At 42.9% G+C, this 23,601-nt stretch carries 22 protein-coding genes and 1 riboswitch; of the genes, 7 read left to right on the forward strand and 15 right to left on the reverse strand.

The features are described 5' to 3' along the window. Nucleotides 1-110 precede the first annotated feature (110 nt). From ACQKFO_RS19145 to ACQKFO_RS19185, 9 genes are all read right to left on the reverse strand, one after another. Nucleotides 111-545, reverse strand: coding sequence for a hypothetical protein (locus tag ACQKFO_RS19145; RefSeq protein ID WP_427600422.1), 435 nt, complete (start codon nt 543-545; stop codon nt 111-113). 378 nt (nt 546-923) lie between these two features. Further along, nucleotides 924-1,580: an SLATT domain-containing protein gene (locus tag ACQKFO_RS19150; protein ID WP_427600423.1), complete on the reverse strand. Its 657-nt coding sequence runs from the start codon at nt 1,578-1,580 to the stop codon at nt 924-926. An 830-nt stretch (nt 1,581-2,410) separates the two neighbouring features. Continuing rightward, complete coding sequence (locus ACQKFO_RS19155) at nt 2,411-3,550, reverse strand: restriction endonuclease (RefSeq protein ID WP_427600424.1); 1,140 nt, start codon at nt 3,548-3,550, stop codon at nt 2,411-2,413. 267 nt (nt 3,551-3,817) lie between these two features. Then, the gene (gene rbsB, locus ACQKFO_RS19160) at nt 3,818-4,756 is read right to left on the reverse strand and encodes a ribose ABC transporter substrate-binding protein RbsB (protein ID WP_427600425.1); all 939 of its coding nucleotides are present in this window, start codon (nt 4,754-4,756) and stop codon (nt 3,818-3,820) included. Between the two features lie 10 nt (nt 4,757-4,766). Continuing rightward, nucleotides 4,767-5,720, reverse strand: coding sequence for a ribose ABC transporter permease RbsC (rbsC, locus tag ACQKFO_RS19165; RefSeq protein WP_159362499.1), 954 nt, complete (start codon nt 5,718-5,720; stop codon nt 4,767-4,769). After that, a complete protein-coding gene (locus tag ACQKFO_RS19170) occupies nt 5,713-7,203 on the reverse strand; it encodes a sugar ABC transporter ATP-binding protein (protein WP_427600426.1) in 1,491 nt (496 codons plus the stop codon). The genes rbsC and ACQKFO_RS19170 overlap by 8 nt, the downstream gene beginning before the upstream one ends. Before the next feature lie 18 nt (nt 7,204-7,221). Continuing rightward, a complete protein-coding gene (gene rbsD / locus ACQKFO_RS19175) occupies nt 7,222-7,608 on the reverse strand; it encodes a D-ribose pyranase (protein WP_224939702.1) in 387 nt (128 codons plus the stop codon). Continuing rightward, nucleotides 7,605-8,495 carry a ribokinase gene (gene rbsK / locus ACQKFO_RS19180; RefSeq protein ID WP_427600427.1) on the reverse strand — a complete coding sequence of 297 codons (891 nt, stop codon included), beginning with the start codon at nt 8,493-8,495 and terminating at the stop codon, nt 7,605-7,607. Before rbsK ends, rbsD begins: the two co-directional genes overlap by 4 nt. A gap of 6 nt (nt 8,496-8,501) precedes the next feature. Then, nucleotides 8,502-9,482 (reverse strand): LacI family DNA-binding transcriptional regulator, encoded by a 981-nt coding sequence (locus ACQKFO_RS19185; protein WP_427600428.1) that lies wholly within the window; start codon nt 9,480-9,482, stop codon nt 8,502-8,504. 60 nt (nt 9,483-9,542) lie between these two features. Between ACQKFO_RS19185 and ACQKFO_RS19190 the strand changes: the two genes are divergently transcribed. The 3 genes from ACQKFO_RS19190 to ACQKFO_RS19200 all read left to right on the forward strand — a co-directional run bounded on the left by ACQKFO_RS19190 (nt 9,543) and on the right by ACQKFO_RS19200 (nt 11,002). Beyond that, complete coding sequence (locus ACQKFO_RS19190; protein WP_427600429.1) at nt 9,543-9,785, forward strand: glycerol-3-phosphate responsive antiterminator; 243 nt, start codon at nt 9,543-9,545, stop codon at nt 9,783-9,785. A 10-nt stretch (nt 9,786-9,795) separates the two neighbouring features. Beyond that, the gene (locus ACQKFO_RS19195) at nt 9,796-9,933 is read left to right on the forward strand and encodes a glycerol-3-phosphate responsive antiterminator (protein WP_427600430.1); all 138 of its coding nucleotides are present in this window, start codon (nt 9,796-9,798) and stop codon (nt 9,931-9,933) included. A gap of 421 nt (nt 9,934-10,354) precedes the next feature. Further along, nucleotides 10,355-11,002 carry a hypothetical protein gene (locus ACQKFO_RS19200; RefSeq protein ID WP_427600431.1) on the forward strand — a complete coding sequence of 216 codons (648 nt, stop codon included), beginning with the start codon at nt 10,355-10,357 and terminating at the stop codon, nt 11,000-11,002. A 445-nt stretch (nt 11,003-11,447) separates the two neighbouring features. Here ACQKFO_RS19200 and ACQKFO_RS19205 read toward each other — a convergent pair whose 3' ends face one another. The 5 genes from ACQKFO_RS19205 to ACQKFO_RS19225 all read right to left on the reverse strand — a co-directional run bounded on the left by ACQKFO_RS19205 (nt 11,448) and on the right by ACQKFO_RS19225 (nt 15,628). After that, complete coding sequence (locus ACQKFO_RS19205) at nt 11,448-11,615, reverse strand: hypothetical protein (protein ID WP_427600432.1); 168 nt, start codon at nt 11,613-11,615, stop codon at nt 11,448-11,450. A gap of 278 nt (nt 11,616-11,893) precedes the next feature. Continuing rightward, the gene (locus ACQKFO_RS19210) at nt 11,894-13,090 is read right to left on the reverse strand and encodes a M20 family metallopeptidase (protein WP_427600433.1); all 1,197 of its coding nucleotides are present in this window, start codon (nt 13,088-13,090) and stop codon (nt 11,894-11,896) included. Between the two features lie 12 nt (nt 13,091-13,102). Beyond that, nucleotides 13,103-13,939, reverse strand: a complete 837-nt coding sequence (locus ACQKFO_RS19215; protein ID WP_427600434.1) for a MetQ/NlpA family ABC transporter substrate-binding protein — start codon at nt 13,937-13,939, stop codon at nt 13,103-13,105. 11 nt (nt 13,940-13,950) lie between these two features. Next, nucleotides 13,951-14,613 (reverse strand): methionine ABC transporter permease, encoded by a 663-nt coding sequence (locus ACQKFO_RS19220; RefSeq protein WP_427600435.1) that lies wholly within the window; start codon nt 14,611-14,613, stop codon nt 13,951-13,953. Then, nucleotides 14,603-15,628, reverse strand: a complete 1,026-nt coding sequence (locus ACQKFO_RS19225; RefSeq protein WP_427600436.1) for a methionine ABC transporter ATP-binding protein — start codon at nt 15,626-15,628, stop codon at nt 14,603-14,605. Before ACQKFO_RS19225 ends, ACQKFO_RS19220 begins: the two co-directional genes overlap by 11 nt. A gap of 120 nt (nt 15,629-15,748) precedes the next feature. Further along, nucleotides 15,749-15,855: riboswitch (SAM riboswitch) on the reverse strand. Between the two features lie 632 nt (nt 15,856-16,487). Between ACQKFO_RS19225 and ACQKFO_RS19230 the strand changes: the two genes are divergently transcribed. Both ACQKFO_RS19230 and ACQKFO_RS19235 read left to right on the forward strand, forming a co-directional pair. Beyond that, nucleotides 16,488-17,057 (forward strand): glycerol-3-phosphate responsive antiterminator, encoded by a 570-nt coding sequence (locus tag ACQKFO_RS19230; protein ID WP_427600437.1) that lies wholly within the window; start codon nt 16,488-16,490, stop codon nt 17,055-17,057. A gap of 44 nt (nt 17,058-17,101) precedes the next feature. Continuing rightward, entirely contained in the window at nt 17,102-17,569 is a 468-nt protein-coding gene (locus tag ACQKFO_RS19235; protein WP_427600438.1) for a GNAT family N-acetyltransferase, read from the forward strand. 104 nt (nt 17,570-17,673) lie between these two features. Here ACQKFO_RS19235 and ACQKFO_RS19240 read toward each other — a convergent pair whose 3' ends face one another. Continuing rightward, a complete protein-coding gene (locus ACQKFO_RS19240; protein ID WP_427600439.1) occupies nt 17,674-18,207 on the reverse strand; it encodes an MgtC/SapB family protein in 534 nt (177 codons plus the stop codon). A gap of 379 nt (nt 18,208-18,586) precedes the next feature. On the opposite strand from ACQKFO_RS19240, the gene ACQKFO_RS19245 reads away from it, so the two are divergent. Together ACQKFO_RS19245 and ACQKFO_RS19250 are read left to right on the forward strand one after the other, a co-directional pair. Further along, entirely contained in the window at nt 18,587-21,571 is a 2,985-nt protein-coding gene (locus ACQKFO_RS19245) for a lamin tail domain-containing protein (protein ID WP_427600440.1), read from the forward strand. A 796-nt stretch (nt 21,572-22,367) separates the two neighbouring features. Continuing rightward, nucleotides 22,368-23,600 carry a helix-turn-helix domain-containing protein gene (locus tag ACQKFO_RS19250; RefSeq protein WP_148996070.1) on the forward strand — a complete coding sequence of 411 codons (1,233 nt, stop codon included), beginning with the start codon at nt 22,368-22,370 and terminating at the stop codon, nt 23,598-23,600. Nucleotide 23,601: the final 1 nt, after the last annotated feature.

Below are 23,601 nucleotides of genomic sequence, written 5' to 3' on the forward strand. Positions count from 1 at the left end.
TTTACGATATAGTAAAAAAAATTACCCATAACGTATAAATGTCCTTTTGGAACTGCATCACTACCCACTGGAGATTCTATTATGTAAACGAACCCGTTAGAGCTCCCTTACTATTTGAGTTTAGAACTTAGAAATTCTTTGGCAGTAAATAACATTCCCTTAGTAAAACTTTCACTTTTTGCATCCATAATATCTTGTTTTTTCATTATATTTTCTAGTTCTTTACACCATCTATTAATTCGTTCTTGATTATAATCTTCTTTGCCTTCCTCTTGTTCAATTTGCAATATTAATGTTTCAGCACGTTTATTCAAAATTTTTCTTTTATCATCTCTTACAAGTTTTTGAGTTTCTTGATCTAGTTCAATCTTTTTCTTGATAGCCTCTAATGCAATTGGTATAAATGCTTTCCCTGCTTCAACTGCCATGGTAACTGCAATTTCTTTACCTACTGAATTAAAACTTTCCTTTGTTCCTAGAACCTCAATGTCTTTAGAATCTACTTTTATTACATCTACTTTAGATGGCTTAGCCTTATTAGTCATTTTTATCTCCCCAGTATAATTTTATAAATTTACCAAGCTTTTAATGTAAATACTAAATGTCTTATCAATTGTTTAACCTGCAAAATACTTTTTACCACAACAATAACAAACTCTTGTTTAAAGTTCCCTTCATAAATTTACTTTTTACTCACCTTCAAAATATGCGAAATCTACTTACTTGATCACAAATTTCTTTTTATTTGTAACACCAATATTATTTTCAATTATTAACCTCGCTAACTTTTTACCATATATTAATACTAAAAACGGGGTCAGACCACCAGCTCATTAACTCTAATTCACTGTTCCCAGGGTCTTACACCAGTGATACGGTTCACCACGAGGGATCTATATGAGGTTTTTAGTAATAGCCTCCATTCACCAAAAGTTATTTAAACAGAACTCAATTAAAAATATAAGAACTAAAAGTAAAGGTACAGATAAAAATGCTATTACTCTTTTTAGATACTTCCATCTGTTAAAGATCTTTATTTTCTCATCAGCAGTTTTTACTTTTTCAGTGTTTTCTTCTTCTTCTCTTTTTACCGCCCTCCAATAATCAATATCATCATGGTTATCAGATTGCGTAAGTAAAGAAGCATACCTATTTGAAAATTCCTTATAATCTTCATTAACTATTTCTAACTCTGACTCACCCTCTCTCGTATACGAAGTGTTAGCAAGTTGAATATCTGCAAGTAATCTTGTTAATTCCATATAGTTAGATTGAAATCTACCTACTTTTTCTCCAGCATTTTTTATGGATACATACATCGTAAATAGAGTAACAAAAACTGACATAACTAAAAGTAGAATCGAGAGCTTTTGATTCCCGCTTGGATTCAAAGTATCCAAACCAAAAGCAAATCTGATTGAGACGACAGTAACAATAATAGAGTAAAATATCGTGATGAACCTGTAAAAGTTATCATCTTCCTTATATCTTTTTGACGCTTCGATTCTTGAACTTCTAATTATCTTACTCCTTCTTTCTAACTCTTTCATTAGGTTATAAACATCAGTAACTTCCCTCAACGTAACGACCTCTTTTTAAAGATTTTTTTAATGTTTGTTTACAACTCTTCATAACCATATTCTTTAAATAATGAGTCTAACCTTTGCATTAAATAGTCATGTACTCTTTCTAGGAAAATCGGTGTCAGACCCCCGGTACAGTGCCGAGGCTCTGACACCATCAATCCAGGTACCTTCCCTAATCATCTGAAAATAAATAGTCTGAATTAATTGGGTTATGCAATGTTAATTTTGGCATAGATGTACTTAGAAAGACTAATAAATTGAATAAAATATTGGGATCTTGTTCTCTAAGTATCTGTATATACCCCACTCCGAACTCCCCTAGTAAACTTGGGTCTCTATATTTAAATCTTAACTGACCCTTCCCATCACCATAGTTGGTAATAGTGCCTCTATCTAAAATATAGATTCCGTCTATTTGTTGATGAATGTACAAGTTGTTTTCTTCGTTGAATAAGATTATCTTCTTATAAATAGTTTCTCATGTTAGTTGTGATTTAAAAGCGAATAAAAAAAATGGTCTTTTATCTATAAATCTTTTAATATCTGACATGTTACCAAATACAGTTGCATCCTTTTGCATCTTTATGTGCATGTTTTTAAATCTTTGACATTTCTTAACGTTTTCTCAATATCTGCACTTCCTAAATTACTTTTAACGAATTTGAATCTGTTTTAATTTCATCTCCATTTGTTCTTGTAATAAACTTAATTTATTCTTTAACATTTCCATCCCCTAAAATAAATCTTCGTGCTAAACACTAAGGAATTGGTATCATACCCCGGTGTCTTAATGCGCAAATGTATTATGGTCAGTTACAATAATCTCATTCCCCTTCAAAATATGAAAAGTCCACTTCTTTTACAACAAACTTTTTCTTGTTACTAACCCCAATATTATTTTCTATCATCAACTTAGCTAATTTCCTTCCATCAATCAGAACAATTTTCTTAACATCTACCAATCTTTCAACATATTCTTCTGCTGCCTTTGAAAAGTTAGAAGTGGTAATAAAAATTCCTTTTTTGGCACCTTTAGCATCTAATGCACCTGAGAATCCCATCACTTCTGGACTTCCTACTGTATTTTCCCACCGTTTTGCTTGAACGTAAATATTATCCAGGCCTAATTTATCTTCTTTAATAATGCCGTCTAAACCACCATCATTGGTCCTTTTAGTAACTTCTCCATCACCATGTCCCATTGAAGTTAATAACTCCACGACAATCGTTTCTAACCTCCGCCTATGGGCTTGTTTAAGATGGTCGATTAAATCTTTAATTAAATCAGACTCAATTTCTTCAACTTTTTCTTGAATGGTTTCAAATGGATCAACAACTTTTTCAAGCTCCTCAATTTCATCTTCTTTTTCTTTAGAATTGTCATGGAGAAGCTCTAAACCTTCTTCAGTGATTTGATATGTATATTTACTTACCTCTTCGATATAATCTTCTTTCTTTAGTGAGTATCTTGCTGATCTCATTCTATGAGCAAAAATAAATTCTTTACTATAGGAATAGGTGATGTTTAATTGCTCCTCTGATAATCCAAGTTGATCAATAACTCCGTCGTTTATCATGGTTGTGGTATAAGGTTTTTTATCCCTTAGTACATTTAATAAGGGAATCAAAAGTTCTTTTTGAGCAGGAAGAGAATTAGCAATTTCTTTGTCATGATACTTAACAGATATATTGTTTGTTATTAAATCAGTGGTTTCTTGTTCTGTTCTTGGAATGCCACTGTTTTTAAATATCTTCAATATTTCATTCTTTGTAAGACCATTTTCGCTTAAAAATTTTATTTTAGACAAAACATCAAATGACTCGTCATTGAAAAACTTCTTTCTACCATCTTTCTTTACTGGAATAAACTCTGCAAAATGTTTTATCCATCCTCTACCATTTGCTTCAGACCAACCTACTTTTTTGGACAATGCAATTTGAGTCATATAAAATGTTTTTTTCATGATATAACAACCTCAGGATATTTTAGTTATATTTTACCATAAAAATAGATGTAATTAGTAATTTAGTAAATTTAAAGAAACAAAAACGTGAGTAAGTTGCAGCGCTTTCATATAGTGAGAGGAAGAGTAGGCTCGACCAACTTTCTGCTTGAACAGGATAGATCAAACCTGAAAGAATATGCATGTTTTTTAACATTCCCCACTGGTTTTATCACAATAGAAAAACCTCTTTCGGGCATACGCACGAAAGAGGTTTTCCACCACATTTTATTCTGAAGATTCCTCTACATTCTCCTCCGTCACCAACTTCAACGGCACCGGAATCTTCTCTTTCACTTTCTTCCCTGACAACACATCAGCCCCAGCCTGAACGGCCAACTGACCAATCTTCTCAGGCTGCTGAGCGACAGTCGCAGACAGGTTACCATTACGAATGCTAGTCATCGCATCTTCATTTCCATCAAATCCAACGACTAATACATCACGACCGGAACTCTGGATCGCCTGCAATGCTCCCAATGCCATTTCATCGTTATGGGCGAACACAGCTTTGATATCTGGATTCCCCTGAATCAGGTTTTCCATCGTATTCAATCCTTGCGTACGATCAAAGTTTGCAGTCTGCTTGGCTGTTACATCAAGCTGTTTGTCGGCGATGTTGTGGAACCCGGCTCCACGCTCACGAGTAGCGGATGCTCCAGGAACACCTTCAAGTTCTGCAACCTTTGCTCCTTCACCAAGCTGTTCGACCAGATATTCTCCGGCCATTTCGCCGCCCTTTTCGTTATTCGAGCTGACAAGAGTAGCGACGTCTCCTTTTTCCGCTGAGCGGTCAAGGGTCACGACGGGGATACCAAGGCTGTTGGCGGATTGAACGGCTGTTGAGATGGCCGCTGAATCTGTTGGGTTGATCAATAGGACGTCAACACCCTGTTGAATGAGGTCTTCTACGTCATTGATCTGTTTGGCGGCATCGTTCTGGGCATCGACGACGACGACTTCCATGCCTTGTTTCTTCGCTTCGTCCTGCACGCCGTTTTTCATGGAGACGAAGAATGGGTTATTCAGTGTTGAAACGGATAGTCCGATTTTGATGTCTTCAGGATTTGAGCTTTTATTCGGCTTCGCCCATTCCGGCGGCTGCAGGGAGCAGGCACCCAGGAATAGGAGTGACAAACTGATAAGTAGTAACCATGCTTTTTTCATAGTATCCCTCCTACGCTGCTTTCTTTCGGTCGATGAGAACGGCGATGATGATGACGACACCCTTTACGACCATTTGGAAGAAGGATGAGACGCCGAGCAGGTTCAGACCGTTATTTAACGTTCCGATGATGAGTGCACCAATCAGTGTTCCGACGATCAGTCCTCGTCCGCCTGATAGGCTTGTCCCGCCTAGGACGACGGCGGCGATGGCATCGAGTTCATAGGATGTACCCGCTGTTGGCTGGGCCGAGTTCAGGCGTGACGTCAGGATCGCTCCAGCGAGTGCTGCCAGTAAGCCTGCCAGCGAGTAGATCATCACTTTGATGCGCGGTACTTTGATTCCTGAGATCAGGGCTGCTTTTTCATTCCCGCCGATGGCATACGTTTTTCGGCCGAACGGGGTTTTATGCAGGATCACCCACAGGATCGCGAACGTCAGGATCATCGTGACGGCCGGTACAGGGATTCCAAGGAAGTATCCTCTTCCGAACAGTTGGAATGCATAGCTGTCGCCCAGTCCCGTGATTGGGTTTCCGTCTGTGTACACAAGCGTCAACCCACGGAACATCGTCATCGTTGCAAGTGTCGCGATGAATGGCGCCATTTTACCTTTTGTAATTAATAATCCGTTGACCATTCCCATCAGAGCTCCGAGGATACAGCCGATCAGGATCGCAAGGATCGGGTCGATTCCAGATACCATCATCCCTGCCATCAGGGCACTGGATAAGGCGAGGATCGATCCGACGGATAAGTCAATTCCCCCGGTCAAAATGACGAAGGTCATCCCGTAGGCAATCAGGGCGTTGATCGCGACCTGACGTAATAGATTCAATAAGTTCAAGGGTTCTAGAAAACTAGGGTTGATGATGGATACGGTCGCAATCAGCACAAACAGTCCGAGTAGTGGACCGAGCTTTTGCATCAGATTGCCGACGTGATTCGTTTTGAGTGCGTTATTCATGTGCGTGACCTCCTGTCGCCAATGTCATGATTTTTTCCTGTGTTGCGTCTTCCTTAGAAAGCTCTCCTGCGATGGTCCCTTCATGGACGACAAGGATGCGGTCGCTCATCCCGAGTACTTCTGGCAGCTCGGATGATACCATCACAATTGCGACGCCGCGGTCGGTGAGCTCGTTCATCAGTTGATAGATTTCCCGTTTCGCCCCGACATCGACTCCCCTTGTCGGTTCGTCGAGGATGAGCACTTTCGGACCGATTCCGATCCATTTGGCGATGACCACCTTTTGCTGATTCCCGCCGGACAGGTTCTTTGCGTGGGTTCGTGCTGATTCAGTCTTGATTGTCAGCCGTTTGATGAGCATTTCCACAAAGTCCTGTTCGCTTTTATCATTGATCAAGCCCTTCTTCGTGAAGCTGTATAGGCTTGGAAGGGCGATATTATCCTTCAGGGAGAAGTCGAGGACGAGTCCTTCATCCTTCCGATCCTCGGTGATGAATCCAAGACCGAGCTTCACTGCCTGATCGGGTGTTTTAATGGTGACCGGTTTCCCGTTCACGAGGATTTCGCCTTCATAACGGCCGTCGAGTCCGAAGATGGTGCGCATGATTTCTGTTCGGCCCGCTCCCATCAATCCAGACATACCGACGATTTCTCCTGAACGCACTTCAAAGCTTACTTTCTCAAACAGTCCCTTTTTCGTCAGGTTCCGTACTTCAAGCATCGTTTCACCTGGCTTTGGTTGGCGTTTTGGAAAGCGGTCTGTTAATTCACGTCCGACCATTTTCTTCACGACCTCATCGAAGTTCGTCTCGGGGATCGGCGTCGTATCCACCGTGCGTCCGTCCCGCATGACTGTGATGGTGTCACAAATCGTGAAAATTTCTTCCATCCGGTGGGAGATGTACACAATCGACACGCCGGCTTTTTTTAGCGCACGGATAACAGTGAAGAGCGTATCGATTTCCCGGTCCGTCAATGCCGCCGTCGGCTCGTCCATGATGATGACTTTTGCATCCGTCATGAGGGCTTTGGCGATTTCGATCATCTGCTGCTGCCCGACCGAGCACTGTCCCGCTTCTTTTGTGAGAGGGATGGAAATGTTCAGTTTCTTAAACTGCTTATTCGCAACCGCTTTCATTTTTCTCGTATTAATGAGACCGAACTGTGTAACCGGTTCCTTATTGATGAAAAGATTCTCAAGAACGGTCATCTCCGGCCATACATTCAGCTCCTGATGGATGAAGGCAACGCCAAATTCCTCGGCCTGCTTCGGATTATCGAACGTCATGTCCTTCCCGTCGATGGTAATCGTTCCCTGATCCTTCTTGTGAAGACCTGTCAGGATATTCATCAGGGTCGACTTTCCGGCGCCGTTTTCCCCCATCAGGGCATGGACTTCGCCGTCCCCGATCTTGATGTCGACGCCTTCAAGGACCTTGTTCGTCCCAAATGCTTTATGGATATTCTTCATGCTGATTTGCATGCTACTACCCCCTTTGTTTTAAAAAATGACTCCCGCGTGAAGGATACAATTCGCGTACGGTGTGACTTCCCCCGTCCGGATGACGGCCTTCGCTTTATGGGTTTCTTTCTTGAAGTCTTCATGGGATACATACTGAATCCCGTCGAACCATGATGTCATTTGTTCTTTAACCCCTTTATTTGTTTCGACTTCTTCAGCTAGCGTGACGGTTTCAACTACCATTTCTTCCTTTAACAGTTGGACCACGTCAAGGAAAGATGGCTCTCCAGGTTTCAATGCCAGATCGATTTTCACGACATCTGACGGAATTGGAAGACCGGCATCGGCCACGACGATCGTATCCGTGTGGCCGAGATCGGCTAGTATTTTTGCAATGTGACTGTTCAAGATGCCATGTCGTTTCATTCTGCCAGCTTCCTTTCCACTTCGTCTCTTGTCGGCATTCCGCCCTGTGCCCCGAATCCGGTCACGGAAAGGGATGCTGCGCGGTTTGCGAACCGGAGACTTTCTTCCATTGATTGACCTTCAGCCACCGCTGTTCCAAATGCGGCGTTGAAGGTATCACCGGCACCTGTCGTATCTACCACTTCGACTTTGAAGGAAGGAACGAGGATTTCTTTTGTTCCGTTATGATAGCGAACTCCCGCTGCTCCTTCGGTGATAATGACTTTGTCAGGATATTGTTTCAGTGCTTCTGACGGCTTCATTCCATTAAAAAGCACATCCGCTTCATGTTCATTCGGTGTCAGGTAGCTGGCACCATCGATGACTTTCTGCGAAATTTTCCGTGCCGGTGCGGGGTTTAGTAGCAGCGGAACTTCAATCTTTTTGCAAAGGTTTGCCACGTACTCGACCGTTTCCTCGGGGATTTCCTGCTGGATCATGATAAGATCACATGTTTTGAGGAAATCAGCTGTTTTCTCGACGTATTCTGGTGTCACAAGATCATTTGCTCCTTTTACGACGACAATGCTGTTGTCCCCTTCAGCGAGGATGATATGGGCGGTTCCGGATTTCTGACCTGTAACCGGTTCCACATAGTCGGTATGAACACCGTTTCTCTTAAAGTTTTCTAAAATCTCTTGGCCGTAAGGGTCATCGCCTACGCATCCGATCATGTAGACGTCTGCCCCAAGCCTTGCCGCGGCAACGGCCTGGTTGGCTCCTTTTCCGCCGGGTACCATGTCAAAGCTGTCGCCGAGTACCGTTTCCCCTGCTCCGGGGCGTTTCGCTGATGTCACCACCAGATCCATGGATGAACTGCCAATCACGGCAATTTTCGCTTTTTTCATCTTCCTTCATCCCTTTCGTGTTGTATTTCTCTGTATGAGTTCAACCGGAAGCTGAACCGTTGTATCGATGTCTTTTTCTTTTTTTATCAGTTTAATCAGAAGTGCCGCGGCCTGCCTCCCCATTTCGTAAGCCGGCTGCCTGATCGTGGAAAGCGCCGGATAGGAAAGGCTGCTCTGGGGGATGTCATCGTAGCCGATGATCTGTACGTCTTCCGGGATCTTTTTCCCGAGCCTCAAGGCCTCATGGAGAATGGCGATCCCGACGATATCATTGCTCGCGATGACCCCGTCCGTATCAGGATAGGTGGCGAACAGTTCCTCTGCCCAGCCCTTTGCGTCTTCAAAGGAGAACGAGGTCGTGGACATCACCGTGAAATCAACGTCTGTTCCGCTTAAGTACTCGACGGCCCCACGGAATCGGTCCTGTGCCGGCTTCACGTGAGCCGGTCCCTTCATGACGGTGATTCGCTTCGCCCCTTTTTCAACTAAGGTCTTTGCCGCCAGGCGCCCCCCTTTGCGGCCGTCGGCATAAACAGCCGGATAGTTGTCCGTGATCCGGTCAAGGAGGACGAGTGGAAGATTCAATTCACTATACAGCTGATCATGCTCCACATGATTGGTCGCAGAGATCATGCCGACGACATTGTTCTGCACGAAGGTCTGGATATAATCCAGTTCCTTCTGAATGTTCTCGTCGCTGTTTCCAAGGAGGAGCCTGAACCCGGCCTCACTCACTTCATCCTCTACCCCTCTCGCCAGCTGCGGGAAGTACGGGTTCGTGATATCCGGAAGCAGCAGTCCGATCAGTCTCGACTCCCGTTTATAGAGAGAGCGTGCGACCTCGTTCGGGCTGTAATTCAGCTTCTCGATTGCCCGCATCACTTTCTTCCTCGTCTCGGCTCCTACATAGCCGTTATCATTGAGCACCCGGGAGACCGTCGCCACCGACACCCCCGCTTCACTCGCCACATCCTTGATTGTTGCCACGCCTGTCACTTCCTGTTCGTTTGTTGGTTATTGTGTAACCGGTTACACATACATTAACATATGTTTGTAAACGTTTGCAATTCTTTAATCTTAAAACTCATTAAGTCAGCATTTTGTTACAACTTAATTACTATGGACGGGTGTCTGAAGCACCTGAAAGGAGCAGGCAAAACCACGTTTATACATATCGATTTCATCGATGAACTGTCGAATACAAAGAACGCAATTAAATACATCGCAGAAATCTGGAAGCCTGCAGGGATCATTACAACGAAGAACAACTCGATCAAATATGCGAATTGAATAGGGATAAATGGCGATTCAACGTCTCCTTCTGATTGACCGTAATGCTATTGAAGAAGGAATGGACATTGAACAGAACTGTAAGCCCGATGCGATTAAAGAGCTTCCCGGTTTGATGCCGACTGTCATTGATCAACTACGAATATGACATCGCTCCCTATTATTGCGGATGGGTTGATTAGTACTATGGAAGATATTTTGAATGGTTTGAGAACGCATAAGGAAAGGACTTCTATATCTAAAGGCTAAAATGATATACTCTATAAACTCTTGAGTGGTAGCCTGAAAAAGCAAAAAAGACTCTTCTATTAACGAGTCTTTTTCCATTTCCAAAGGGGTAACTTTATAGCTTATTCACCTTTAAAGCCACCTATAATGGATGTTTCAGTTTTTGGGATATAAAACCATCCTCTGAATTGGATATTTAAGGATTATTTAAGGACGTTATTTATGTCGGTGGATTTTTATTATGGTAATATATAAATATTCCGGAATAAAACACAATATTTGTAAGGAGTCTCCTTAAAAAAGATAAATAATATATATACAAAGGCGGACTGAACTGAACAGTGAGAAAAGCATTTATTTTAGGAGCAACAACAATAATAACTTTAGGATTTTCTAATGGATCTCTATCAGCTATCGCTCATGCAAATGAAAATATTTCAAACGAAATTACAGGATTGCAAGTAGCTTCATTAACTGAAGATGCTTCAGAACTTATTTTAGAAGTAGCACCTTATGTTCATAAAGATGAGCAAGGTTTTCTATATGTAGATCATAATATCCCACAAGATATATATACAAAAAATGAAGTTGACGTTTTAGAGGAATCTTTTAGAGAAATTAACAGACAAGTAGAAAATGGACTAGTAGTAGTTAATGACGATTTATCAATCTCTAATAAATCTAAATTCCAAGCTATGGCTAGTGCTAGTACTAGTAAAGGCTATACTTCCAAAACTTATTGGTGGGGAATAAGAGCTACATATACTGACTCCCAAGCTAAAAAAGCAATTAAACAATTGGAAGATGCATCAGATCATGAACAAACGCTAGGTACAGTATTATTCTGGTTACCTCCTGTAGCTGGTATTGCAGGTATCACAGGGTTATACTGTAAAAACCTTGGGAAGTCTATGAAGTCGCATAATAAAGGAAAAGGTGTTATCCTTGATATGACTTGGGCTTTGACATATAAAGTTAAGTCTAGATAAAATAATATTGTGAAAATTGGCGGTGAGCGTATGTTGGAAAATATATATCTATTAATTTTTATTGTGTTAACAATTATGTATATATATATTTTTTATTCTAAGAAAATTAAATTTAGATTGATATATGCTCTATTATATCTAATTGTATTTGTAGTGTTTTTTCGGATATACATGAATTAATGTAATATCACGTAGATATTAGTAAAATAGTTTAATTGAAAAGGAGGGCGCTTAGAAACGCTCTCCTTTGTTAATTTCGTTAGCTGATGAAATACACCTTCTACAGATCCCTATAAACTTTTCAAAAATACATTATATATATTTCTTCCACACTACCTAATCCTTTAATAAAATCACTGAAATAATCGATAAAAAATTCGAACTAATTTGACTCCTTAAAGGTAAATTAGTTCGGACTTTACTTATAAAAATCTCGAATGCGCTTTTAGTGATGTGGAATGATTATTCGCTCAAATCTTCTTTCATGGACGGTGGTTTCTCCTATTTCATCCATCGCTGTTAATTCAGCAGAATAGGAATCGAGATCCATCCCCTTTTGAATTCGTTCCTGCAGCTTCTCACTGCCGAGCAATTCGGCCGCCTGCTCGTCCATTTCCTGGGTTTCCTGCTGATTACTTATTTCTGCCGTATCGCTTGAGGTATTTCCTTCGGGTTCAGCCTCTTCTTAACCGCTTGCTCCCAGTATAGTTCGAAAAAAATTTTCCCTTTGTCAGTAGTTTTTTCATGTCATTTTCCTATCGTTGGTTTCTACGATACAATCTCTCATTCATTATCCGCTTAGTATTTTTGTTAAACATTGGAACATTCTTAATTAAACGCCGCATATCTTCCACACAAAAAGACAGCCCTGATTTGGCTGTCTTTCCATCCTTATTGACTTGAACCGAACTCTTCCCATATTTCCTCCAAAAGCCCCTTATCCGTCAGCAGTTCATACCCCGTCAGCGCAAGTGCCTTTGCCCCGATCACAAGGGCACGGTCACCCTCGGTGGATTTAGCCGCTTCCCTGAATTCGTTCGTGTGGACGACGAGGGATTCGGGGCCGATTTTGATATAGGGGTGGATGGTCGGGACCACCCGGCTGACGTTTCCGGCGTCGGATGAGCCGAGTCCCTTTCGTTCCGTATCGTCGAAGTATTCCCCTAGTGACTCGATGGAGCGCTGGAATACTTTATCGAAACGACGGTTGAGCTGAAAGTGATCGACTTCATTTTGGATTTTGATGACATTCAGTTTCGTCCCGGTGGCAAGTGCCGATCCCTCAGCGATCGCTTTCACTTTCTTCGTGACCTCGTTGCACGCTTCCCTGGTTGCAGCGCGTATATAGAAGCGGGCTTTTGCATAGTCAGGGACGATGTTGGGCGCGTCCCCGCCGTGGGTGATGATGCCGTGGATCCGTACATCATCGGTCACGTGCTGACGAAGGGCGTTAATGCCGTTGAACAGCTGGATCACTCCGTCGAGGGCATTGATGCCGTCTTCAGGGGAAGCTGCCGCATGGGCAGACCTTCCTTTAAATTCGAAATCAAGGGGATCCACCGCCAGGGTTTTCCCTGTCTGCGTTGTCCGGTTGAACGGATGGACCATCATGCATGCATCCACTCCTTCGAACAAGCCTGCCTTTACGAAACTGCCCTTCGCACTTCCGTTCGGACCGCCTTCCTCGGCAGGAGTCCCGAACACCACCACTTCCCCTCCTGTTTCATCGAGTACGGACGACAGGGCGATGGCCGCCCCGCAGCTTGCCGTCCCGATGATATTGTGACCGCAGGCGTGACCGAGTCCAGGCAGTGCGTCATATTCAGCCAGGTAGCCGATGACCGGCCCTTCTTTCCCTGAATGTTTGCGTGCCACAAAGGAAGTCTCATGACCCGCCACTCCCCTTTCAATGGAGAACCCATTGGCTGCAAGGAGGGTGGTCAAGGTCTCTGAAGCAAAAAACTCTTCGTTTCCAATTTCAGGTTTGTCGTGGATCTGATGGCTGGTCGACACGAGTTTCACAGCCAATTGATCGACTGCTGAGAGGATGTTGTTTTTACGATCGGCAATCGCTGCTGGTTGACTCATCTCTTTTCCCTCCTAATGCAATTCACTGACCGGCACGAATGTCGGGATCAGGGAATCTTTGTATGTTTTCTTGATATGTTCTGCTACGTCATCTTCCTGATAGAGCTCCACAATCTTTTTATAAGTCTTATTGTCCTTATCTTTTTTCTGCGCCGCAATGATATTGATGAACGGCTTGGATTCCGCCCCTTCGATATAGATGCTATCATCAACCGGTACGAACCCTGCTTCAACAGCCACACCATTATTGATGATCGATGCTGCCACATCCGGTAATACCCTCGGTGTCTGGGCAGCGACGACCGGTGTGAATTCAAGGTTTTTCGGGTTTTCTTTTATGGCTTCCAGACCTTGTGACTGGTCAAATCCTTCTTTCAGTTGTATCAAGCCTGCTTCCTCCAGTAGGAGAAGGGCACGGCCAAGGTTCGTCGCCTCTTGAGGAACGGCTACTTTACTGCCTTTCGGTAAGTCTTCTACCGATTGATATTTTTCCGAATAGATTCCCATCGGCGCGATGATTGTCGAGCCGATCGGTACAAGGTCCAGGTTATGTTCTTCAACGAAAGAATCAAAATAGGAAATCGTCTGGAAGGCGTTCAGGTCGATATCCCCATCGGCCAGCGCCTGGTTCGGCCTCACGTAATCGGCAAACTCCACAATCTCGATTTCAATCCCTTCCTTCGCTGCTTTCTCTTTCATATACTCCCAAATCGGCACCCCAGATCCATTCACTCCGACTTTAACGACTTCTTTTTCACCTGAGCCGGATGCACTGTCTCCCGAGCAGCCGCTCAATATAAGGGTGATTATTAGAATGCCGATACTTGCAAGGCTGATTGATTTTTTCATATTCCTCTCTCCTAACGTCTTCTGATGATTTTTGATAATGTATTTCCTGCTGTCTGCAGTCCCTGCACCATCACGATTAAAATGATGACGGTCACGATCATGACGGATGTTTCAAATCGCTGATAACCGTAAGCGATGGCCAGATCCCCGAGGCCCCCGCCTCCGACTGCCCCGGCCATGGCCGATGCACCGACAAGGCCGATGGTCGCAATCGTAATATTCAGGACCAGTGTACTCAATGCTTCCGGAATGAGTATCCCGAAGATGATCTGCCACGGCCCGGCCCCCATGGACTCCGCCGCTTCAATGACACCCGGTTCCACTTCAAGGAGCGAGCTCTCTACCAGTCTTGCTATATACGGTGCCGCAAATACGACAAGCGGCACGACCGCTGCCGCCGTTCCAATCGATGTGCCCACTACCAATCTTGTAAAGGGGATGATGGCCACCATCAAGATGATGAACGGGATCGAACGGAACACGTTGATGATGCTGCTCAATATGGAAAAGACGATTTTATTTTCAAGTAAGTGCCCCTTTCTCGTCACCACGACGATGATGCCGAGGGGAAGCCCAATCAACGTTGCAAATATAAGGGAGAATGACACCATCGCCACGGTATCCCATGTCGCTTCTATAATTCTTGGCCAGAATAATTCCCAGTTAACTTGCACGCTTCTCCACCTCGCTTACTAATAATCTGTTCTTCCAATAATCCAGGATTTCTTCCGTTTCTTTCTTGCTGCCGATGATCTGTACGATGAGATTCCCGAACGGCTTACCCTGGAGTTCCGTGATCTGGCCGAATAACACATTGATGTGGGCATCGAATTTCTTTGCCGTTTCGGAAAGGATCGGCGTGCCCGTCGAATCACCCTTGAAAATGAGGCGGCAGATGCGCCCTGCTTTGCTGTCATTCAATTTGTCGAGAACCGATGCCGGCAGCTGATCATTCATGACACTCTTCACAAAATTTTTCGTCGTCGGGGTCTGCGGGTTGGAGAAGATATCGAAGACGCTACCCTCTTCAACGATTTCTCCATTTTCCATGACAGCGACCTTATCACAGATTTCCCGGATGACCCCCATTTCGTGGGTGATCATCACAATCGTAATGCCATACTCCGCGTTGATTCTCTTTAATAAGTTCAGAATCGAATCCGTCGTCTGAGGATCAAGTGCGGATGTTGCTTCATCGCAGAGCAGGATCGAAGGCGATGTCGCCAGGGCTCTTGCTATTCCCACTCTTTGCTTCTGCCCTCCTGACAGTTGATCCGGATAATGCTTCGCTTTATCTTCAAGTCCGACAAACGCGAGCAGCTCCTTTACTCTCTCGCTGATCTTTTCTTTTGACCATTTTGCAAGTTTCAGAGGATAGGCGATATTCCCTGCCACCGTCCGTGATTGAAACAGATTGAAGTGCTGAAAGATCATCCCGATGCGGTGCCGCTCTTTCCTCAGATCGATTGCCGACTGATCTTTCAGGCTGCGCCCCTCTATGAAAATATCACCCGATGATGGTTTCTCTAAAAAATTGAGACAGCGGACAAGCGTGCTTTTTCCCGCTCCGCTGAATCCGATCACACCATAAATCTCTCCCTTCTTCACTTCGAAGGAAACATTTTTTAAAGCGGTGAATGGGCCATCCTTCGTCTCGAATACTTTCGTAACATTCTGAACTCTGATCATACAGGACTTGCTCCTTTCGCTATGTATTCTTCTTGAAGCCTGTGTTTGAAGGACTTGGCAGAAAATAAAAAGTGCCCCCCTTCATAAGAAGAGAGGCACAAATATGTATATGTCCCGCTCTTCTCATCTTTCAAGTCACATGACTTGATGGAATTGGCACGGTATTCATATAAGAACCCGTTGCCGAGGTATCACAGGGCCAGTCCCTCCACCTCTCTGGATAAGAAGATATTGCTTTATTAAGTTAAAGTTATGATGCTTTTAAGCATTAGGGTTATGGTAAAGGATTCTAATTGGTTTGTCAATCCGGTTTTTGAATTAATTGTATTATGTTGGACAAACCGGGGACGGTCCTTACTCTACTTTATGGCTATAAGAGAAATTGAGATTAGTCGAAAGAAGAAGATAGAATCGTAATCTGCCACACTCTACGATAAAGAAAAATAAGCGGAGATTTTCCGGTTACATTCAGTTTGGAACTAGATTTGAGGGGAAATAAGCGGAGGTTTTCCGGTTATACAAAAAAAATCACCCCTTATTGTACTTATAGAGTCAATAGGCGGAATATGTCCCCTTATTTCAACCTTTTTTAATCGTCATGGCGAATTTAAGCGGAATATTTCCGTCTATTGATTAGCTCTGATACTTAACCGGATCTCACTACCGATAATTGTGCTAGTTATCTTTTAACAGGCAGTCTAATATATTCACCTATAAAGGTACCATCCACACTCTCTAAAGGAGCGACCAATATATCATCAATTCTCAGATCATCGCCTCCATTAAAGAAGAATCCCCAAACAACTATGCTATACTAAAAGAAAAAACAATATTCAGATTATTAAAAGGGGCCAATTCCATGAAACCTAACATTATCGACATCGTCCAATCCCAAGTCATCGCTTCCATAAAGGAAGAAAAAGACTTGGAAAAGGCCATACAATCAAACGCCAACATCGTGTTCATCCTAACCGGCAATTTGATTACGATGGATGGGTATCTGAAAAAGTTAAAGGAATCCGGTAAAACCACGTTTATCCATATTGATTTCATCGATGGATTATCCAATACGAAGAGTGCCATTAAATACATAGCAGAAATCTGGAAGCCGGCTGGCATCATTACGACGAGGAGCAACCTGATCAAATATGCAAAGGAAGAAGGCTTGATGACGATCCAGCGCCTTTTTCTCATCGACCGCAATGCCCTTGTGAAAGGGATTGATATCGCACAGAACTGCAAGCCGGATGCGATTGAGGTGCTTCCCGGTCTTATGCCGTCTGTCATTGATAAACTGACGACCATGACTACGCTGCCCATCATCGCTGGTGGCCTAATCAGTAATAAGCAAGATATTCTGAATGGATTGAGAGCCGGTGCACTTGCCATTTCCTCTGGGGATCCTAAGCTGTGGAATCTGGACTTTTAACCAAAATGGTTAGTTAAATCAGATTAAAATAACTGAGGTGTCGTATGTCAGATATAAGTATTAAATTAATCAGTGATGACAATTGGCGAGAAGCACTTGAACTATCCGTCCATGATGAACAACTGAAATATGTTTCATCTATTCATCCTCCCGTCGCTATTGCCCTTGCTAAAGCGTATATAAGACCAGGTGGAAAAGTGGTAGAGCCATATGGCATTTACAATCAAAATAAGATGGTGGGCTTTTTCAATCTGCATTATACTCCAGGGAGTAGAGATGATTACTGGCTGTTTCATTTTTTCATAGATAAAAGATTTCAAAGAATAGGATTGGGTTCAAAAACGTTAAATGAAGTAATCAGACATATAAAAACCACCAATCATTCTTGTCATCGTTTGAATTTAACGGTTCATCCCGAAAATGAAGCAGGGAGGTTATTTTATTTAAAATTTGGTTTTTCGGAAGAAAATATAATGACCTTTGATGAGCCCACTTTTTCCATTTTGATATAACAATAAGAAAAGGCATACGAATTCATTTGGGAATTCGTATGCCTTTTCCTTTGTAATGATAAATTTTTCGTAACTGAATTGCTTACACTGAGGTTGACCTCACTTTAAGTTCCTACCTTTTTTTCTACGTCCTCTGCCTTACTTTTTTTCCGGGTCCAAGGAAAGCGCACTGACGTGATTTCATGCTCTTCAAAGAAGTTTCCTATCTTCGTAATGATGAAGGTTACAAATGTCGCGAAGATGACAATGGAATAGAAGCCGGCTCCGATACCTATCCCGATTCCCCCAACGTAAAAAATCATCGCAGCTGATGTCAGTCCTTTCACCCGTAATCCATCTTTCAGGATCACACCTGCACCGAGGAACCCGAGCCCGGATACAATCTGGGCTGCCAGTCGAAACGGATCCATCACCTTTCCACTGTCCGGTTGACTGAGCATATTCGCCCCTTCGATGGACACGATCGTGATCAATGTACAGGCCACCGATACATACGTGTATGTTTTTAAACCAGCGGGCTTATTTTTCGATGTCCTGTCCCACCCGATGATGAATCCTAATACAGCACTGACCAAAATCCGGAAATAGATATCATGCTGCCAGAAAAATTCCGTTGCTTCATTCATGTAATGCGCCATCTCGCCATCCTCCTTAAATGAAAAAGAGACCGCGCCACAAAACGAATGCCTGACTTCTCCACCCCAATGTGAAAAAATCATACAGTTCGCTTCATAGGTGATCTCTTCTCCTCTTCCTACCAAGCTTCATTCCTCTTAATATTCCTTTTATCATACACCAATCTTCCCTTCATTTCAACGATATATCTAAAAATTCCAAATATTACAGAATGACCATTGCCACCCCCAGGCGCTCATTGTATGATGGAGTTAGTAAGATATATATCGGGTAGAGATGAGGAGAACCCTGTGTCAATCGCGTGTACGATTATCGTGCACCCCATTGCCATGGGGTTCTTTTCATTTATACACAAATACCATTTTAAAGGAGGAAATAAAGTTGAAAAACAGATCAATCAGCCGGATAGTTGTCCTTCTTGCTTTAGGAATCTCAGGACTTTTATTGCTTCAAGTTCACAGCGCAAATGCGAATGAAACCACCCCGCCTCTTGTCATCACGGAAATCGTCACCAAATCAGCAGGCATAGGGCAGCCCTATGAGTACGTCGAAATCTATAATACCACCTCAGAAGCCATCAATCTACAAGACTATCAGCTCCAATACTTCACGAGTAACTTCTCAAGCCCGGCCAACCGATGGCCCATCGATGACAAAACCATCGAGCCGAAAGAATCCCTTGTACTCTGGTTAAAGAAATTCGCTTATCCTGATGTACCGCTGTGGGATTTCAACTCTAACTATGACATGTACCTCACTCCCGATGACGTATACGAAATCAAGCTGACGACTTCCGGTCAAGGACTGCATGACAGCAGCCTTCGCCAGGTAGGGCTTGCGGATGCGGAGGACAATATTCTCAGTACTGCGTTGATCAATGATGGGGAAGTCGATGGCATCATAAACCGAAGCATCATTTATGAAGCAAACAGCTCACCGGCAATGACGAAGCTCCGCAACGGAGAACAACCAACTCCCTCCGTCCTTTTGACTGAACAGGTGGCAGGTCCTGCGACACCAACCAACGTGACTGCAACTCCCGCCAACCAATCGGTTACCCTTGATTGGGAAGCTTCAGAAGATGCAGTCTCCTATACTATCTACCACTCTGATGGAACGACCACTTCTACAGACGCCCCCACTTCAATCATTGAAGAATTGGAAAATGGGCATGCATATACTTTCCGGGTGACGGCTGTGGACGCAGAAGGAAACGAATCCCCGGCAACAAAGGAAGTCCGGGTTGTCCCACAGGAAGTCGTGGACAGAGAAGCTCCCGTTACTCCAACCGGACTGAAAGCAACTCCAGGCAGTGATCATGTCAAGTTATTGTGGACCGCCAATACAGAGAGTGATCTTGCAGGATACCACGTCTACATTAACGGAACACTTTACGGTACAGTCGCCCCTGACAAGAAGAGTTTGATTATCTCCCCTCTGGAATTGAACAGGGAGTACTCTTTCGAAGTTACGGCACTCGATCAAGTCGGAAACGAATCGGAAGCTACAGCACCACTCGTCACAGGACCGTCAGAAAACGTACCGACACCAAATCTACTGATCACCGAATTGATTCCGAACACCGATAACTATGCAGGCTACGATGCATTCGAATACTTTGAGCTATATAACAACAGCCCGGACCCGATCGATTTGAAAGGGTATCGTTTCTCCTCCTATAACTGGGATGAAGAAATCGGGGACACTCACATCTTGAAGCCTTGGGATACAGTAGTGATCTGGACTAGAAACGCAAGCATCAACCCTATTTCCCTGGAAGCATTCAACTATAACTATTTCTATTCGTACAAAAGCAAGTATCTTCAAGAAGAGGATACGATCGTCCTTGGTGATATCGCTGGTTTGGTCAACGGGGGTAATACACTGACCGTTTATGACCCTGATGGACTTGAAGTTGTCAGAGCCGAATACTCTGGAGAGGACGTTTCTTTAAAACAAACCGTCACTTATACCTATCCAAAAGATAATACCCGGACAATGGAAAAATTGGCAGCTGGCCAATATCCGACTCCGGGATGGGTTGTTGAAGATCAAGCACCGGATCGTCCCGTGTCAGATGAAGAACCACCGCAATCACCGACCAACCTTGAGGCAGCTCTGGGCAACGGAGAAGCCGTTTTGACCTGGGACGCTTCAACTGAATCCGATCTATACCGTTATCACATTTACAAAGATGGCGAACTTGAATACTCCGTAGATCCATCCAAGACGGAATTTACACTCTATACATTGGTTGGTAATCAATCGTACTCGTTACAAGTAAGCGCCGAGGATACATCTGGAAACGTATCGGAGAAATCAGCGCCTGTACTCGTAACGCCGGAACACCAGATCATCACGCAGCTGGAACGGTGGGAACATGAAAAAGATCCCGCCTACCAAGGTTTATGGGATATCAGTTCCGACGGACCGGTAATCGCAGGACTATCCCAAGGGCTCGTTCCTCAAGGATTGACCTATTATAAGAAAAAAGACTGGCTGCTTACCGTCAGCTACGTCGATGATGGGATTCGGCCGGGTACCATTACCGTAACAGATCGTACAACTGGAGAATTGGTGAAATCCGTTGTTCTTTACAATACGGACGGCACACCGTATACCGGTCATGCAGGCGGAGTCACCGTCAGTCGTGATCACGGCTGGGTCGCATCCGAAAATCACTTGTTCACCTTCAATTTAAGCGACCTGGAACAAGCAGAAAATAACGGAGAAATCCAGTTCAACAAACAGATTCCATTACCGGTCGAAGCGGCTTACACCGTTTATGATGAAGGCATTCTCTGGGTCGGGGAATTCTACGAGGCAAACTCCTATCCGACTGATCCATCGCACCATATCGAGAACAGGGACGGGGAAATGCACTATGCATGGATGATCGGATATGATTTAGAACGAAATAATGACATGCTTAGTAAAGAACAGTGGAACGGCTCGCCTGACCACAATGCCGTGCCGGATTACGTTCTCTCGACGACAGGGAAAGTCCAGGGAGCCATCATGCAGAAGGCGGCAAGAAATGGCGTCACCCTTAGTACCTCCTATGGAAGAGCCAACGACAGCGTGCTGTACCGATATGAATACCCGTTAAAAGAAGATCCTCATGCCCATGTTTCGGTTGAAGGAAAACAAGTGCCTCTGTGGTTCCTTGATGGCCACACGGCAAAACCGCGTCAGAGCATAGAAGCCATTCCAATGCCTGAGGGAATCGTGGAAGTACAAAAAGAGCTCTACGTGGTATTTGAATCCGGTGCTGATAAATATCGTTATACGACCACCTACCCGATGGACCGGATGCTTAAGATTGATATGAAGAAGTTGATGAAGGATGATAAAGGTATTGAATAGTGAGAGGAAAAAGAAGTAGCGTTCAATTTAGTGGATTTCGTTTAGGGAGGGAAAACTTAAAATCATAACTGGATTATTTTAAAATGACAGTGCATTTAGCATTGTATTCAATAATAGAAAAGACCTAGAATCATAAGAATCTGGGTCTTTTAAAAAAGGCTCTTTTCTCAAATATTTTTGCTTTTTAAATAAAATGGAGAATGGGGTCAGACTCCCGGTACATTAATGCTTCCCCGTGCCGAGGGTCTGACCCCAATATGATTTCCTTAACCGATGTTATGCGTACTTTACCCACTTTCACTTTTATACTTGGACAATAAATATAAAAACTTAAAATTAAAGAGCAGTCCAAAACCTTTTGGACTGCTCTTAGATTTAAGTATTTGATTTTGTAATTCCCTTGGCTTTATCCACTCATTGTTTTTTAACAGATCTTTAAATACCACTCATATTCCTCCTTTTCACACGAATAACATAGGCTAAAACAACCATATAAAAAATTTCACCCTACTCGTCGCAAGATATTAATGTTGAAAAAATTAAAGGTTTTCCCCTAAATAATCTTCATTTTTCTTATTTTAGTTTCAGGCATAATACCATGCTATTCTATTGATTCTACATAGCCTAAACGTTCATTAGCTGCAGGAAAATGCAAGAAAAAATACTTGTTTTAAAGCACTTAAAAAGTTTTTGACGCTTCTTTCAACCAGTCTTGTAAATTACATTTTCACACAAAATGTTACAAATTCTGATAATATGTAGGTAAAAGGAGGTGTGAAATATACAAGAGTTTACTTTGGGAAGTCGAATTAAATTCGAGAGAAAAAAGCAAGAGATCCCTCAATCCGCTCTGGCCTATGGGGTATGTTCAATATCTTATCTTAGTAAAATTGAAAACGATAAGATAAATCCGAATCCTGAAATCGTTTCTCTTATTTGCGATAAGCTAAATATACAGAACATCCAATCAGATGATCCTAGAAAGCTAATTCCAAGATTTAGAGATGATATCGAGAGGTTATATACTGCAATAAAATATTCTGGAGAAGAAGAAGTCGTATCCTTATTCAACAGGATTGAGAAAGATTATGAATCACTTACTCTCCCTTCATTCTATCTTGTGAAGAAACTATTTTCATTAAGAATCGACTTGCTAAGGGGTCTAGTTGAAAGGTCTGAACAAACCTATTCAGAAATCCTGAATTTAACCGAATATCTCGACCCATTTTCATTTGATTTTTATCATAGGTTCTGTGGATTATATAACTACATGCTCGGAGACCTAAAACTTTCTCTTCATCACTACAAAGAAGCAGAACTATCATTGGAGAGACAGGACATCGAGGAGGTATATTACCAGATGGGCCTGGTATATACTAAACTTGAAAATATATCTTTATCGACCTATTACACAACCATGGCTCTCTCTCGATATGAGAATATATTAAATTACAGATTATGTAAAAATTGCAATCTTCTCCTGGCAGTAAACTATCGCAAAATGGGGGAAAACGATAAAGCTTTAGCTATGTACCAGGCCATCTTAAATGGATTAGACAATAATTCAGATGAAAAATTAAAAGCCAAAGTATTTCACAATATGGGTCTCATACATAACCAAATGGAGAAGTATATAGAAGCGGTAAAATATTATAAGAAATCTATTTCTTATAAAGGGGAGAGCGGGGACCCAAGTAATACCTTGTACCTTTTAGCTAAAACCCATTTACATCTGGATGAATACAGAGAGGCTCAGGAAATCGCTTTAGAAGGTCGTAGATATTCTTCTAATAAAGAAAACACCGAATATCTTATCAAATTTCAAGTTCTTCAATTTTTCATAGAAAAAACTGAGAAGTCCGCCGCTTTTGAGGAATACATGCAATCAACCGCTTTACCACACTTTAAAGCAAAAAAAGATCGGGCAACCGTAGTTGAGTTCACTCAATTATTAGCTGATTATTACGAAAACAACCACAAGTACAAAAGTGCTTACCTATTACTTAAAAACCTATCAAAGGAGAAATGAA

The organism is Rossellomorea sp. NPDC071047, from assembly GCF_050270195.1.
In the GTDB taxonomy this organism is placed as follows: Bacteria; Bacillota; Bacilli; order Bacillales; family Bacillaceae_B; genus Rossellomorea.